Annotated in this window: 14 protein-coding genes; 7 read left to right on the top strand and 7 right to left on the bottom strand. The window is 41.9% G+C overall.

The genetic code is table 11. The features are described 5' to 3' along the window. Nucleotides 1–90 precede the first annotated feature (90 nt). The 3 genes from BV375_RS18995 to BV375_RS18985 form a co-directional block, all read right to left on the bottom strand. Nucleotides 91–690, bottom strand: a complete 600-nt coding sequence (locus BV375_RS18995; RefSeq protein ID WP_086763145.1) for a molybdenum cofactor guanylyltransferase — start codon at nt 688–690, stop codon at nt 91–93. Then, nucleotides 687–1,070: a VOC family protein gene (locus BV375_RS18990; protein WP_086763143.1), complete on the bottom strand. Its 384-nt coding sequence runs from the start codon at nt 1,068–1,070 to the stop codon at nt 687–689. Before BV375_RS18990 ends, BV375_RS18995 begins: the two co-directional genes overlap by 4 nt. Before the next feature lie 84 nt (nt 1,071–1,154). Next, complete coding sequence (locus BV375_RS18985; protein WP_086763141.1) at nt 1,155–3,230, bottom strand: thioredoxin domain-containing protein; 2,076 nt, start codon at nt 3,228–3,230, stop codon at nt 1,155–1,157. A 93-nt stretch (nt 3,231–3,323) separates the two neighbouring features. Between BV375_RS18985 and BV375_RS18980 the strand changes: the two genes are divergently transcribed. Continuing rightward, nucleotides 3,324–3,683 carry a hypothetical protein gene (locus BV375_RS18980; RefSeq protein ID WP_143842138.1) on the top strand — a complete coding sequence of 120 codons (360 nt, stop codon included), beginning with the start codon at nt 3,324–3,326 and terminating at the stop codon, nt 3,681–3,683. Between the two features lie 426 nt (nt 3,684–4,109). Here the strand turns inward: BV375_RS18980 and BV375_RS36095 are convergent, their stop codons facing one another. After that, nucleotides 4,110–4,376 (bottom strand): hypothetical protein, encoded by a 267-nt coding sequence (locus BV375_RS36095; protein ID WP_143842136.1) that lies wholly within the window; start codon nt 4,374–4,376, stop codon nt 4,110–4,112. Between the two features lie 302 nt (nt 4,377–4,678). On the opposite strand from BV375_RS36095, the gene clpP reads away from it, so the two are divergent. Then, on the top strand, nt 4,679–5,284 hold the full coding sequence (clpP, locus tag BV375_RS18970; protein WP_086685471.1) for an ATP-dependent Clp endopeptidase proteolytic subunit ClpP: 606 nt from the start codon (nt 4,679–4,681) through the stop codon (nt 5,282–5,284). Between the two features lie 181 nt (nt 5,285–5,465). Here clpP and BV375_RS18965 read toward each other — a convergent pair whose 3' ends face one another. Then, complete coding sequence (locus BV375_RS18965; protein ID WP_086763135.1) at nt 5,466–6,359, bottom strand: hypothetical protein; 894 nt, start codon at nt 6,357–6,359, stop codon at nt 5,466–5,468. Nucleotides 6,360–7,398: 1,039 nt separating this feature from the next. Between BV375_RS18965 and BV375_RS18960 the strand changes: the two genes are divergently transcribed. The 3 genes from BV375_RS18960 to BV375_RS18950 all read left to right on the top strand — a co-directional run bounded on the left by BV375_RS18960 (nt 7,399) and on the right by BV375_RS18950 (nt 11,361). Continuing rightward, on the top strand, nt 7,399–9,753 hold the full coding sequence (locus tag BV375_RS18960; protein ID WP_086763133.1) for a ribonuclease R family protein: 2,355 nt from the start codon (nt 7,399–7,401) through the stop codon (nt 9,751–9,753). 17 nt (nt 9,754–9,770) lie between these two features. After that, the gene (locus BV375_RS18955) at nt 9,771–10,415 is read left to right on the top strand and encodes a flavin prenyltransferase UbiX (protein ID WP_086763131.1); all 645 of its coding nucleotides are present in this window, start codon (nt 9,771–9,773) and stop codon (nt 10,413–10,415) included. 256 nt (nt 10,416–10,671) lie between these two features. Then, the gene (locus BV375_RS18950; protein WP_086763129.1) at nt 10,672–11,361 is read left to right on the top strand and encodes a hypothetical protein; all 690 of its coding nucleotides are present in this window, start codon (nt 10,672–10,674) and stop codon (nt 11,359–11,361) included. An 8-nt stretch (nt 11,362–11,369) separates the two neighbouring features. On the opposite strand, the gene BV375_RS18945 is transcribed toward BV375_RS18950, so the two are convergent. After that, on the bottom strand, nt 11,370–11,564 hold the full coding sequence (locus BV375_RS18945) for a hypothetical protein (RefSeq protein ID WP_086685481.1): 195 nt from the start codon (nt 11,562–11,564) through the stop codon (nt 11,370–11,372). 467 nt (nt 11,565–12,031) lie between these two features. On the opposite strand from BV375_RS18945, the gene BV375_RS18940 reads away from it, so the two are divergent. Together BV375_RS18940 and BV375_RS18935 are read left to right on the top strand one after the other, a co-directional pair. Then, nucleotides 12,032–13,651, top strand: a complete 1,620-nt coding sequence (locus BV375_RS18940; RefSeq protein WP_086763127.1) for an NB-ARC domain-containing protein — start codon at nt 12,032–12,034, stop codon at nt 13,649–13,651. Nucleotides 13,652–13,811: 160 nt separating this feature from the next. Next, a complete protein-coding gene (locus BV375_RS18935; protein WP_086763125.1) occupies nt 13,812–14,366 on the top strand; it encodes a shikimate kinase in 555 nt (184 codons plus the stop codon). A gap of 153 nt (nt 14,367–14,519) precedes the next feature. Here the strand turns inward: BV375_RS18935 and BV375_RS38205 are convergent, their stop codons facing one another. Further along, complete coding sequence (locus tag BV375_RS38205; RefSeq protein ID WP_243713987.1) at nt 14,520–14,666, bottom strand: hypothetical protein; 147 nt, start codon at nt 14,664–14,666, stop codon at nt 14,520–14,522. Between the last annotated feature and the right edge of the window lie 279 nt (nt 14,667–14,945).

The following is a 14,945-nucleotide window of genomic DNA, read 5'->3' as shown; positions in this document are numbered from 1 at the left end:
AGCTTTTGCCAGGGTTAAGGAAAAATTAAATGTAAAAAAATTAACTTGCTTTCAGTCCTTACCCTTTCTCTAACTTCTGCGTGAAGTTTATTAATTACCAGCCAAATCTTCTGGTGTATTACAGTTAAAGAGCATTTCTGGTTCTAGCACTGGTAAAACTTGCACAGGATGTTGTTTTAACCACTTTTGAAACGATCGCCCGCCTTGATTGATAAAATTTAGGAGTTCTGGTAAACAGCGACGGTGATAAAAACCACATAGAGGTTCCCATCCTTTAGCATGATGAGCCAAAGCTGCGATCGCATCATCCCCTACGCTATCAAGTCTAATTATCCATTCTTGCAACATCTCAACTCTTAACCTGGGCAAATCGCAAGCCAGCAAAAGTACCCAATCTGTTTGTACCTGTGCCATTCCTTGAGCAAATCCTACCAGTGGTCCGTGGGATGGGAGGGATGAGGGGGATGAGGGGATTTCTGGGATAAATTGGCAACCAGGTAGAAGCAAGTGTTGATAACGTTCCGGCCAGGGAGTGACTACATAAACGGTGTCAGCACAAGCTATCGCAATGCTACAAACACTCTGTAGCAAAGGTATTCCTTGAATTTGGATCAGGGCTTTATCTTCACCCATGCGCGAACTTTGTCCACCTGCTAGCACAATAGCAGTTAATTCGCTGCTGGTAATCATAAATTTACCGGCTCACAAAATGTAATGCATACGCCAGCTATATCAGTAATCGCAAACTCTTTCATTCCCCAAGGTTTTGTTTGTAACTGGTCATTTGGATGAATAATTTCTCCGCCTTTTGCTTGGAATTCTTCATACAGTTGCTCAATATTATCAACTTGGATGCGAAAGGATGTCCCTTCTGCAAGATGTCTATCGTCATTCTCCAGCAGAAAAATTTCTGCAAAGTCGCGTTTGACAATTGCCATCTTGACTGGATTGCCTTCTTTATGTACTGTTTTAAAGCCAAGCTTTTGTTCATAAAAAGCAATGGATTTTTCCAGATCGCTACCAGCCGGAATTAAGGGACTAATGTTTTTCAGTACAGGTTGTTTATTCATTGGTCAATAGTCAATAGTCATTGGTCATTGTTCATTTTCCCGCGTCCCCGCTTCTCTATGTCCTCCTCATCTCCCTCATCTGCCTTATCCCCTACTTTGACTCTGCTGCACTTGCTGCCACAAATGCTCTATATTTTCTGCTGGTGCTAGGCATTTTAAACCTTGGCATACTAAGCCAACGCTATTTTCTGGTAAATTTGATACCGCAGAAAATACTACAGTAGGCAAATACTTGGGGGTAAGAGAATGGATTTGTTCAGGATTGCTGCGAATCAAGGTTGAGTTTCGATACCAATCTAAAGCCGTAAATAAACTGGGACAAGCTTGAGGCGCACGACCCATAACACTCTTAAATGCTTTCAAACCTTGTTCGGCTAAATTTAGATAATGCAGATTATCGCTGAGTAAAGTGAGCCGGACAAGATTAGCGATCGCAATGCCATTGGCTGATGGTGTAGCATTATCTGCATAGCTGCGTTCGCGGACAATTAAATCTTGACTAGCATCAAATGAGGCGTTGTAGTAGCCACCTAATTCTACACTCCAAAGAAATTCGTTGAATTCATCTTGCAGTGCGATCGCTTTTTCTAACCAGAAAGCAGGGGAAGAGACATTTCCCATCCCCAAAGAAGCTTGGTGTAAATCCAACAAAGCTTTAATAAAAAAGGCGTAATCTTCAGATTGAGCTAAAACGTGGGGTTGCTTGTCATAATTGAGTCGATGAAAACGCCCATCGACAAACTGATGCACCAAAATAAAGTTTGCCGCCTTTGCTGCTATTTCCAAGTACGATGGTTGTTGAAATACCGCCGCCGCTCTTGCTAAACCAGAAATCATTAAGCTATTCCAAGCCACAATCATCTTGGTATCTGTCACCGAGGGAATGCGTCCTGGCCAGTTGGTGGTTTTAGCTTCTTGGTTATCGCGTGCGGGTGGGAAAGTATCTAGCGATTCAGCATTTACACCGTACCTAGCAATAAATAACTTTTCTAAAGCGATTTCTAGCTTGTCGCTTAGTTGCCCAAGATGTCGCCTTTGCAACACATTTTGCCCTTCAAAGTTGCCATGAGGACTGACAGTAAATTGCTGTTGTAATTCGGTAAGTTCTTCAGTGGTGAGCAGTTGTTCTAATTCGCTGTATCTCCAAACGTAAAATGCGCCTTCCTCTGATTCTGCTGCTGTAGAGTTGGTGAAACTATCAGCATCTTGAGCTGCGTAGAAATAACCTTCAGGCGCAGTCATTTCTCTTTTGAGCCATTCTACAGTTTTAGCGATCGCTCGTTCAAATGCTGGTTCTTGTACTCCTGCACTCCACAAATTTGCTAGATACTCGACAATCTGACCGTTGTCGTAGAGCATCTTTTCAAAATGGGGTACTGTCCAAGTAGGGTCAACAGTATAGCGGTGAAAGCCACCACCGACATGATCGTAAATTCCACCCAAGGCTAAATCTAGACCTCTCTGGGTAACAATTTGTACGCCATCATACTCAGAGGCAATATTCAATCGATTTAAGCGCAATACTAATTCCCCATAGGGAATCATCGGGAAGCTATTACTAGTTTCATTATGAGCAAGTATCGCTGTGCTAGTTTTCCAGCCTTGGCGGAGTAATTCATTTTCTGCAACATCCCCCGCCTGACCATCTTGTAACACAGCCGAGGTGAGTAATGCTTCGACCATTGCAGCTTTGCGTTGCTGTAAATCATCTTTTTCTGAATCGTAGTAACGACGAATCGCTTGCAGCACTTGCAAAAACCCAGGACGACCGTAGCGCGGCTCTAAAGGAAAATAAGTACCAGCGTAGAACGGTACTAAATCTTCTGGAGAAAGAAACACATTTAATGGCCAACCTCCCTGACCGCTCATCATTTGCAAAGCTTGCATATAGATGCTATCAATATCAGGTCTTTCTTCCCTATCTACTTTGATGGGGAGGAAATTGGCATTCATATACTCAGCAATAGCGAGGTCAGAAAAAGCCTCACCTTCCATGACAGTACACCAGTGACAACTAGAGTACCCAATAGAGAGAAAGATCGGTCGATTTTTTGCTCTTGCAGTTGCGAGAGCTTCTTCAGACCAAGGCCACCAATCAATAGGGTTTAGTGCGTGTTTGCGGAGGTAGAGACTCTTAGCTTCAATAAGACGATTAGTCATGAGCGGATGGGAGTGAGTTGCCTTCTTTGCTCAGTCTATCGTTCAAAAGCGTTAGCGAAGAAGTCAACATTTAGCTACAAAAACTCGATTGCCTTGTTTATTGAGATTTTCCGCATTATAGGGCTAAGTACTAACAACTACATTGCTGATCTTGTGGCGATCGCTATCTTACCCTTAGATGCACTCGGTCGCTGGATATTTAATCACTGGGTTCAAAAGCTGATTGTTGAGGGGTTAGAAGTACGTACAATTTTTGAACTTCAACGCATTAAGGAACTTCCAAATAAAAAAATATCCCATCGCTCTTTTTGCAAGGGAGCAGGAGGGAGGAAAAGTCGTGTTGAGTTCAGAAATTTGGATAATTTATTTTTTGCAGCACTAAGTTCTCTTTTTAAGATCCCTAACATTACAGATGCAGCAAGAGTTCAATGCACTCACTACCGGACTGCATAAAGCATCCTCTGAAATTTTCAGGACTTACGCAAGCAAAATTTGTCATTGCGACCGGAACGTAGTGTAGGAAAGCAATCGCAGAGTTTGGGGCGATTACGTCGCTTCGCTCGTAATGACGTAATTCCATGACTTTTGCGTAAGTCCTAATTTTGCTATGACTGAACCGTATTGATATAAAACCGAGTTGCCCCTTTAGCAATATCAAGCATGAGCATGATGAGTTAAAGGGGCAATAGAGTTTCTGGCAGCAATATGTAGTGATACCAATTTGAAAAAAGAATGCGACAGATTGTAGGGGCACGGCACTGCCGTGACCTCTAGAATATATTGATGTGTCGCAAACATTATTTGAATTGGTATGACTAAGGTCAAGAGGCCAAAGTGTAGAGAATGCAGAACCAGTGGGTGGTAGTTCACAAAATCTTATTACCGCAAAGAAGAAAACAACGAGCCGACAATTGCGGCTGGTGTTTCCGGCAAAGGCATGGCTACTTTTGTCTGAACTCTAGTATTTGGGCTGAGTCCTGCTATGAGGTGAAGTAAAAAGGTGATGATGGCGGCTTGCACAAGTTTTTCCAGCATGGCAGGTCTCCCTGTTGGTGGACAGCATTTCTCGATAGAATTGGTTTGTTTAACTACACCCTTTACTATTGAATTACCGGATTTTGATAGACATTCCGGATAATTACTCATAGTAATATTGAAAAAATGTTTAAAAAGTTACCAATACTTGACAAGTTTCCACTATTAATGTGGATGTGTTGGTTACTTTGGTCACTAAGCTACAAATATTGTGCAGCAGACCCTAAAATTAGAGGGTTAGTGACTACTGATGATTGGGTGATACTTGCTAAGACCCAACCTACGGATAAAAAGTGCCCGTTGAAATTAATCTTCTTTGTCAAACAAAGAAAAAATAAGCTCTACTGTAGTGAGAGACAGCAATTAGCCGTTGTCCTCGATAAAATGGATTTAAATAGCTACAAGCAGGCTGCATGATTCCTATAGTCATTGAACAATCGGGTCGCGGCGAACGCGCCTTTGATATTTACTCACGGCTGTTGCGTGAGCGGATCATCTTTTTAGGACAACAGGTTGATAATTCCATAGCGAACTTGATTGTTGCCCAACTACTGTTTTTAGATGCTGAAGATTCGGAGAAAGATATTTATTTGTACATCAATTCTCCAGGCGGTTCGGTGACGGCTGGTATGGGCATTTTTGACACTATGAAGCATATTCGCCCTGATGTCTGTACCATTTGTACCGGATTAGCTGCCAGCATGGGTGCTTTCTTACTCAGTGCAGGTACTAAGGGTAAGCGAATGAGTTTACCCCATTCCCGGATTATGATTCATCAACCTCTAGGTGGTGCTCAAGGACAAGCAACTGATATTGAAATTCAGGCGCGGGAAATTTTGTACCACAAAAAGCGGTTAAATGACTATTTAGCCGAACATACGGGTCAGCCCCTTGAGCGCATTGCGGAAGATACTGAACGCGACTTTTTCATGTCGCCAGAAGAAGCTAGAGACTATGGCTTAATCGACCAAGTGATTGACCGTCATTCCGCAGGTAGCCGACCAATGGCTGTTGTTTAGTTATAAGTTATTGGTCACTGTCATTGGTCATTCGTTGTAATTGACTGGTGGTTATAGACCTTCATCTATGCCATTGACCCCCCTTCAACCCTCTTCACTAACAACGAGGAAAAGTTAAGGGGGGTCTTTGTTAATAACAAATGACAAATGACAAATGACAAATGACAAATAGACAAACCGATTAAAATCCCATTAACGGGTCTTTTGGTGTCGGTTGAGATTCCAAATATTTGAGAAATCCATGTAATTCATCTTCTGTAAGCAAAGTCCGCCCTCGTTTACCGTAAGTTTTAATTAAATGCTCCCGCCCCTGTTCTGGTGTCCAACCTAAGCGCTGAAGTTCAACATCAGTTTTGGCAATTACATCAGATAAATCCACGGGTTCGCTTTTCTTCTTTTTCTTCCCCGTCGCTGTTGGCGTACCTACATCTTCTGAGGAACTATAACTGCGCGGTGTAAACGGGGTGACATTACTAGCCGTAATCCCTAATAAGGGTTGACTTTCAGGTTGGTTACGAGATGTAATTTCTAAATTTTCGATTGGGGTATCAAATTGAGCTTCTAGCTCTGTAGTTATAGGAAAATGCTCATCTAAGTCTTGGCTGTAGATATCACTTTTACTTGTGCTGTGGCTGTCTGTAGGTAATTTTTCCTTGTCAGTGGTAACAGAATTTGGTGGGCTGTGCTGTCCACTGGAAGGCGGTATCAATACTTCCTTACTACTTGCTACTGACCAATCACTGCTAACAAAGTCTGTCTCTTTTGCAGAAGTATAGGCAGACTCATTCGACCCACGAGTTTTGCTTAAGGAAGGGTTAGCCTGCATTTGTGGTGTGAGTTGTGGGGAAAACGCTACTGTTTGCTGAGGCACGTTTGCTATTCCCAAAACCATCAGCGCCCTATTTCGTGCTTGGTCTTCTGCTGCTTCTACTGTTTCTGCTGCTGCTAAACCGGTGGCGCGGGTAACACCTTCAATTTGCACGCTAGCACGGACAATATATTTTCCTTGAAAAATTTGCACTAACTCAGAAATAAGACTACCTTTGGGATACAAGCTCTGGAATTGAGCCAACATAATACTGCCACCAATTTTAAGTCTGTTGAATAAGGGGGTTGATACTACCTATATATACAAGCTAGTACCGCTGCCGAGTAAGTCAAAAGTCAAAAGAATTGTATTGTGTAGCTCTTAAGACTTTTTCAGATGATATGTTGATTTTTAGCGTGATGTACTAGTATTTTGCCAAACAAATTTTGCGAGTATGTAGTGAGTGCTTAAACGCTCTCTTAAGCACAAAGTGTGCTTACTACGCACGAGACAAAGTTACTTTGGTTGATTACTAGGATTGGACATCCTCTCCAGCCTAAATTTCTCAAGCAGCTTGGCTTGAGTTGACACTTTGGCTAGATGATGATTTACTTTGCCATGCTCTCATGGATCAAAGTACTGTTCTTACCTCACTCCTGTGTCCCGATTGTAGCAGTAGCTCTTTTGCAAAAACATTTTTGGCTACTGAGAGCTAAATCTGAGTAGGATCGCCTTCAATGCTATACTAATTACCCAATTCGATATGCAGAACTATTTTCTGGAAGTGCGCTCTAAATCTACAATAATGAAGATAAGGTTCGCCCTCACTGCCTGTTAAGCTGCTTACCTAATTGTTACCGATTCTACATATGGGAAAGTTAGGTTTATCGGCAGTTTCTCCTAGTTAAAAATCAGAGTCTAATGGCGTAAAAGTACCTTGAGTCTAGACAATTAAACACCTGTTCCCCTGTATAACATTTTTGGGTAGCATGGATAGTTCTACCAACCAAGCCTCTCAAAAATCGGTCGCGTAATTACCTCGTGGGGCAAAATCTTATCAGGCGTGCTTTGTCAGTTGGACTGGATGAAGGAACTCAAATGCAGATGAACTCTGAGATTGTCGTGCAGTGAGAATGTAGACACTTCTGCGGATTTTCGCAGGGTGGGTCGGCAACATCCCTTGGAACTTCAGAATCCCTGCTTGCGGGTATTTAGTTTCTAGCTAGTGTCTGTAGTCCATGAGGGTATACAGGAAACAACCAGATTAAAAGAAAAATGATGTTTTGACCAAAGGTCGGTTCACTGCATGGAATTTTCAATCGCTACACTCCTTGCCAATTTCACCGATGATAAATTGGTAGCTCGTAAAGTTTTGGAAAAGAAACTTGGCTGCGAGGATGACATTAGTTTACAAAAACTTCACATTGCCCTAGATATTTTAGAGAAAATCGGGATTTTAGTGAAGGAACGCGGCAAGTATCGCCGGGTTGTAGAAGAAGGATTGATCGAAGCAAAACTCCGTTGTTCTAGTAAAGGCTTTTGCTTCGCAATTCAAGATGTGGAAGGTGCTGAGGATATTTACATCCGTGAAAGCCATCTCAGTAATGCTTGGAATGGCGATCGCGTATTGGTAAGAGTTCTCAAAGAAGGTAGTCGCCGCCGTTCTCCTGAAGGCGAAGTTAAGCTGATTCTCGAACGCTCCAATCACACTTTACTGGCACGGATTAAGCAAGTAGAAAGTGGCTTTCGTGCGGTTCCTCTAGACGATCGCCTGCTGTTTGAACTCAAACTGCAAACAAATGGCATGAAATTAGAAGAGGCGCTCGATCACCTGGCCCACGTAGAAGTGCTACGTTACCCCCTAGCACAATATCCCCCACTGGGTCGGGTGGTGCAAATCCTCGGTAGCGACGCGGAAGCCGCTGCTGATATAGATTTGGTCACCTGCAAGCACGATCTTGCTCGTAATTTCCCTGATAGCGTTCAGGAAGCAGCTACAAAGTTACCAAAAAGACTACTGAAAGCAGACCTGAAAAATCGCCTCGATTTACGAAGTTTATTTACCTTCACCATTGCGGGGGTGAACGGTGACCCGAAAGTTGTAGAAAATGCCTTTAGTTTGGAAAAAACCGCTGCTGGCTTTTGGCGTTTGGGAGTACATATTACCGATGTTTCCCACTATATCCAACCAGACGAAGCGCTTGATCGCGAAGCACTGAAGCGTGGTAGGTCAGTGTATCTGGGAGAATTAGTACTACCGATGTTGCCAGATACTGTAGCCGATCGCTGTTCTTTAGTAGCGGGTAGCGATCGCTTAACTCTCTCATTTTTGATTAATATCGACCCCAAATCGGGAGAGATAGAAGAGTGGGAGATTCAACCTAGCGTCATTAATGTAGATACGTCCCTAAATAAACAACAAGCCCAAGCAATTCTCACAGGTCAATCTGTAGATCAATCTGAACAGGTTGTTCAGACATTACAAAACCTGGAAGGATTACGCAAAGCTGTGAAACAGGTGCGTTTGGCTCGTGGTAGTTTGCAGTTAAATTTGCCGCCTAGTCAAAACCCCTACTACGATGAGGGGATTTTGGGAGCTGTGGTGGTAAATGATTTACCCGTGCATTCTCTGCTGACAGAGTTGGTACTATTGGTAAATCAACTGATAGCAAGCCATTTCAGCGCTTTGGGAGTCCCAGCCATCTGGCGAGTCCAGGGTACACCCGATGCTGAAGATGTCCAAGAAATGCTGAAATTAGCGATCAATCTTGGTGTGGAACTAGCCTTAGAGCCAGAAGTAGATATCCAACCCCTAGATTATCAACATTTAACCAGAGCTTTTGTAGAATCTGCATCTGAGCAAGTGCTGACTTACTTGTTGCAGGATACCCTCAAGCCATCGAGTTACAGTACCACCAAAGCCCCGCACTTTGGACTGGCGTTACCGCAATATCTCCACTTTAGTGCGCCCTTGCGACGGTATCCAGATTTGCTTTTGCAGAGAGTGTATTACACGTTACTAGAACACGGACGCGATCGCCGTAACACTCGTGTCAAAGACCGTGTGAACTTGCGCCACTCCTCTTCCCACTTAGAAATCAACTGGAACGTCTTACCTCCGGAATTACAACAGGAACTCCAAAGCGATTTAACGCGGGTAATTATCCAAATTAACGATCGGGAAAAAGAAGTTCAAGAAGCAGAAGCCGATTTAGCCGGGCTGCAAAAAGCCCAACTGATGAAACAGCGGATCGGTCAAGTTTTTCAGGGAGTAATTACTGGTGTGCAATCCTACGGTTTCTTTGTAGAAATTGAAGTCCCTGCCGCGGAAGTTGAAGCCAGCGGTCATCTGGGTGTACCGTTACGGGTAGAAGGACTAGTACATGTCAGTTCTCTCAAAGACGATTGGTATGAATATCGCGCCAGACAACAGGCCTTATTTGGGCGGAAAAATCGTGCTTCTTACAGACTGGGCGATCGCGTCTCTGTACAAGTAAAAAGTGTCGATTACTACCGTCAGCAAATCGATTTAGTAACTGTTGGTAGCGATGGTGTAGCTAAAGGTTTAGATATCAGCAACCAGAATGATGATTTGTCAGACATTTACTTAGCATCCCATCTCGATCCTACTGACTTAGAACCTTACGAGGAGGATGAGTAAATAAACGTTTTAGAAAAGTGCCGAATAATACACTTCCTTTAATTCTCGGCGTATCAGGTGCATCTGGTCTGATTTACGCTGTTCGTGCTCTCAAATTTTTGCTAGAAGCAGATTATCAGATTGAACTGGTTGCCTCCAGATCAACCTACATGGTTTGGCAATCGGAACAGGATATCCGAATGCCAGCAGAAACCGCCGCTCAAGAGCAATTCTGGCGCGAGCAAGCCCAAGTCAGCGTCTCTGGTAAACTACGCTGTCATCCTTGGAGCGATGTTGGCGCTGGGATTGCTAGTGGTTCCTTTCGTACCTTAGGCATGATTGTTATGCCGTGCAGCATGAGCACCGTTGCTAAACTAGCAGTTGGCTTGAGTTCTGATCTACTAGAACGGGCAGCGGATGTGCAGCTCAAAGAAGGTCGGAAGTTGGTAATTGTGCCTCGTGAAACTCCTTTTAGCCTAATTCACTTACGTAACTTAACTGCTTTAGCAGAAGCTGGAGTTCGAGTTGTCCCTGCAATTCCTGCTTGGTATCACAAACCTCAAACCATTGAGGATTTAGTTGATTTTGTAGTTGCTCGTGTTTTAGATCAACTCGATATTGACTGCATTCCGATTCAGCGATGGCAAGGTCGTCGCGAAGAACCGTCAAAGAATTCATCATGAATTTTCAGGTAGTCCGAAAAAGGTAATGATGGAAATGCTCACATCTTGCACTTGGCAATCAAAAATCGCAGACCTGATGTTTTGAAGCTTTACCAACAGATTTTCAAAGGATCACTTGTCGATGATTATCGCCAGATTTTGCTGCAAGATGTGAGCATAACTAATAGCTAATTGCCTTTAAGTTATCAGTAGTATATGGCCAATACTAAAAAACCTGACAACTGACACCTAACAACTGACAACTGACAAAATTGTTATGACTGTAATTCGCTTAATTCTGTTGGTGGCTATATTGGGGGGACTAACACTGTTGTTAACCCAAAATTGGTCGCCTGTCATATCGTTAGTATTTTTAGGTATGCGGACTCAACCATTACCACTGGCCATGTGGATGTTACTTGCTACTACCGCAGGTGCTTTGACTTCTCTATTTATTACTACTTTGTTTAAATTATCAACTTATTTTGGCAGACAACAACGCCAAACTCGCTCTAAAGCAGCCTCACCGCGTACCAAGACAACCTATCGGCCACAACCAAGTCCTCCCCCCGCTAGTTCGCCACCGTCAGCTAGTAAAACAGATAATAGTTCCAGTGATGCTTTTGATGATTGGAATACAAATACTCAAGATAATGACTGGAACTTTGATGAAAAGCCACGGGAAGCATCTCAGACTAGACAGCAAACTCAAGATTTTTCAGACTCTAAAACCTACGAGCGTCAACAACAACCTCAAAGTTCTTCTCAATCTGGTTCTGTTTACTCATACAACTATCGCGAGCCGAAAAATACAGCAGTTGGAAAAACTGAATCAATTTACGATGCTGATTACCGAGTGATCATCCCCCCCTATCAACCTCCGACCACTAATCAAGCTGATGATGATGATTGGGGCTTTTTTGATGACGAAGATTCTGAGGATGAGGATGAGCGACCCCGTCGGTAAAACCATGCTTACTTAATCCCACAACGCTCGCGGGATTCCTGCCTGACATTACCATTCATAGCGGCTTCTTGCAAAGTCATGAAAGCATTCAAATCTTCTAAATCATACCTAGTGGTTAACAGACGCCGTAATTGATTTTCTGCCTCCACAGTTAAATAGCCACTTGCTAAAGCTTTTTGCACAACGTCACGAATTCGAGTCATCATCGGCACCTCATACATACCACATTTATTGATCTGGACTGACTCAGGTGAGATTTACAGTAATTTTTGCGACGAAACCGTCAAGTTGGCAAAACTTTTTAGTACAATATTCAGTTAGAAAGTGAGTCATTATTTACACCTTTATCTGCCAGATTTAGGAATAAAAGCTTGCAAGAAGTCAATTTTACATTGTTTGTATTGTGTTACTAGAAACACAGTATTTTGTAAAACTAAAATCTTTCCAGCAAACAGAGTATTAGCTATTCAGATAGACAGGATTTGTTCACTTAAAGTTTCAAACAATCTTTATTAAATTTCAGTTAAGCCAAAGATAACCAAGCAACAACTACCTAGTCACCTAACGATTGTTATTAAATTCGTTAGAAATTCATCGTTAATTTATTCTGATTTTATAAAAGAATCGTTAATATATTGCCTGAGTTACTTTAATTACATAAATAACGCTAATGGCAGCAGGGGATTCTCATCGCCTAGAAGAAGACTTTATAGAAGCTAGAAATAATTGGGAGTTAGAAAAATTATACGTAGATTTAGCATCAGCGAAGGGAAAAGCTCTGACACCTGTAGAAAAAAAATTTCTCAGAGGTCTGCTTTGTGGTTGTAGTCCTGCGGAAATTGCCAAGGTAGTTTACCAAAGTGGCAGTAGCAGTACTGTGAGAGTTTATCTATCTAACGGACTATATAAATATATAGAAGAAATGCTGAGTAATCAGGTGGGAGACTCAGTAAAAGTTAAAACTTGGAGTCGGGTTACTCATTTGCTAGAAAAGGCGGGTTATAAAAAAGGTTGGTTTCACTTACAACCAATAACTAGTCCAATCAAAGTCAACAAAGATATGGACTTGGATTTATTGTCTGATCAATCAACTCTGACCCAAAATAACAGTGAATCCATTAATACCAGTGTGTTCTATGGGCGGCGGAAAGAACTTGCTCAAGTTCAAGAATCGATTGTGCAAGAGCGCTGTCAGGTACTGGTAATCTTGGGTATGGGTGGAATTGGTAAAACTGCTTTTTCAGTTCAGATCTTAGACGAGATTAAGGATCAGTTTGAATATGTTATCTGGCGATCGCTACGATTTGCGCCACCTCTAGAGCTACTCTTAGATCAACTGATTCAACTTGTATCTCCAGCGGCCAATACAAATATAAATATTGCAGAAGCACTAGAAAGTAGAATTTCGCAACTGATTGAGCGTTTGCGTTCTTCTCGGTGTTTGATTGTATTAGATCATTTGGACTCGATTTTAGGCTGTGATGATAGTGATGGGTTAAGCAGCACAGGTATAAAAAATTTGACTACTCACCTTATTACCTCAATCCGGTATCGTCAAGGATATGAAGGTTACGGCGAACTAATTAGAAGATTAGGAGATTTGCCACATCAAAGCTGTGTAGTATTTACTAGTCGAGAAAAACCTCAGGAAATTGCTGCTCTCGAAGGGCAAGAATTACCTGTTCGTTCTTTAAAATTAAGTGGTTTAAATCCAGAAGAAGGTATTTTAATTCTCAAAGCTAAAGGATTAATCAATAAATCCTCACTCGAGGAATGTAAAGTATTACTTGATAGGTATGCAGGCAATCCTTTATTTATTAAATTTATTGCCAGTACAATTCAAGAATTATTTGATGGAAATATAGCTGAGTTTATAGAACAGGGAACCATAGTTTTTGGAAACATACGAGGTATTTTCGATCAGCAGTTCAATCGTTTGTCGCAGTTAGAAAAACACTTGTTATACTGGCTGTCTCTGCATCCAAGTTTTATTTCAGTTAGAGATTTACAAAGAAATATAATACTACCAGGATTATCGCCGCAAATGTCGCGCAGATTAATATTGGAGGGTATGGAATTATTGCAAAGACGCTCTCTAATTGAAAAACAAGCATCTCGCTTTTCCCTGACTCCAGTTTTGAGCGAGTACATAGTTGAACGATTAATTGAAGAAAACTTTCAATTAAGCAAAGACAAAGATGGCAACTTATTTATGAATCATACAATTTTTGCAGAACACCTCAAAAATTATATTAGAGATAATGGTCTCAACGCAGAAATTGAGTATTAAATTAGCGAAGATTTGCCAGAGTGATGGCGGGGTTAGAAATTACAGAACCCGATTACCACTGATTAGTGTTGTTTAAGTAAGCAATGAAGCTCTGATAACTGATAACTGTTAAAGTAACAGATAGGAGTTAAGACAATTTATAACTGGAGCACAGTGACTCGTGAGTAGCTTATTGCAAGGGGTTAACCTATACCTAATTGGCATGATGGGTAGTGGTAAGACGACAGTAGGACGCTTGTTGGCAAAACATCTAGGTTATGGATTTGTGGATACTGATGATGTTATTGTCCAAGCTGCTGGAAAATCCATCAATAAGCTATTTGCCGAATCAGGAGAAGCGGTGTTTCGTCAGTTAGAAAGTGATGTGCTAGCACAGATTTGTGCTTTTACCAAGTTGACTATAGCGACTGGTGGGGGTATTGTAATGCGACAAGAAAACTGGAGTTACCTGCATCACGGTTTGATTGTTTGGCTAGACGCACCAGTAGAGCTACTCTATAGCCGCTTGCAAGAAGATAGCACAAGACCGTTACTGCAAGATGTCGATCCTCAAGGCAAATTGCGATCGCTTCTCGAACAAAGACAACGGCTTTACTCTCAAGCAGATTTGCACATTACCATCAGCGCAGGGGAAACACCAGAACAAATTGCTACTAAAGTAGTTGCAGCTATACCTAGCATTTTGAAAAAGCCTGTTGTTCACCAACAAAATTAAGTACTGAGTAACGAATACTGAGTTCTGAAAAAGAAGAAAATTATGAAATTTCTCAAGAGATGAAAGTTGAAAAAGTCTAAAATTGTGAATAATTAACCGCCGATGAAACTGACAATTACTCTTTACTCAGCACTCACAACTCAGCACTCAGCACTAAAAAGGCACAAAGTCATAGCCGGTAGCAGATTTACTACTTGGTTGCACCTTAACTAATATAACTGTACCACTGCGATCGCTTGATGGAAGAAATTGAATCTTGCCTGTGGCACCATTGGCGGAAAAACTAGAACTATGCAGCACCTTTTGCAAGTCATCGCGGGTATTAGCTTGTTGTAAACATTTAGCGATCGCTATAGTGGCATCATAAGCTGTTGCTGTGCGCCAATTGACATTTCCACCCCAAAGTTTTACAGCATTTTGCGGAAAAGGATTGCCTGGAATTGCCTGAGGATGCCAACTTACAGGTAGTTTCTTTTTGAGAATTCATAGATTAATTAATACAGTGCTAGCTAGAATTATTACTTAATTTGCTAACTACAGTTAAAAAGATGAAAATTGGCAATACAAGTAAGCTTGTTC

The sequence above is a fragment of the Nostoc sp. 106C genome, assembly GCF_002154725.1.
Taxonomy (GTDB): Bacteria; Cyanobacteriota; Cyanobacteriia; order Cyanobacteriales; family Nostocaceae; genus Aulosira.
Note: the sequence above shows the minus strand (reverse complement) of the source record. Positions and strands in the feature narration are given on the sequence as shown.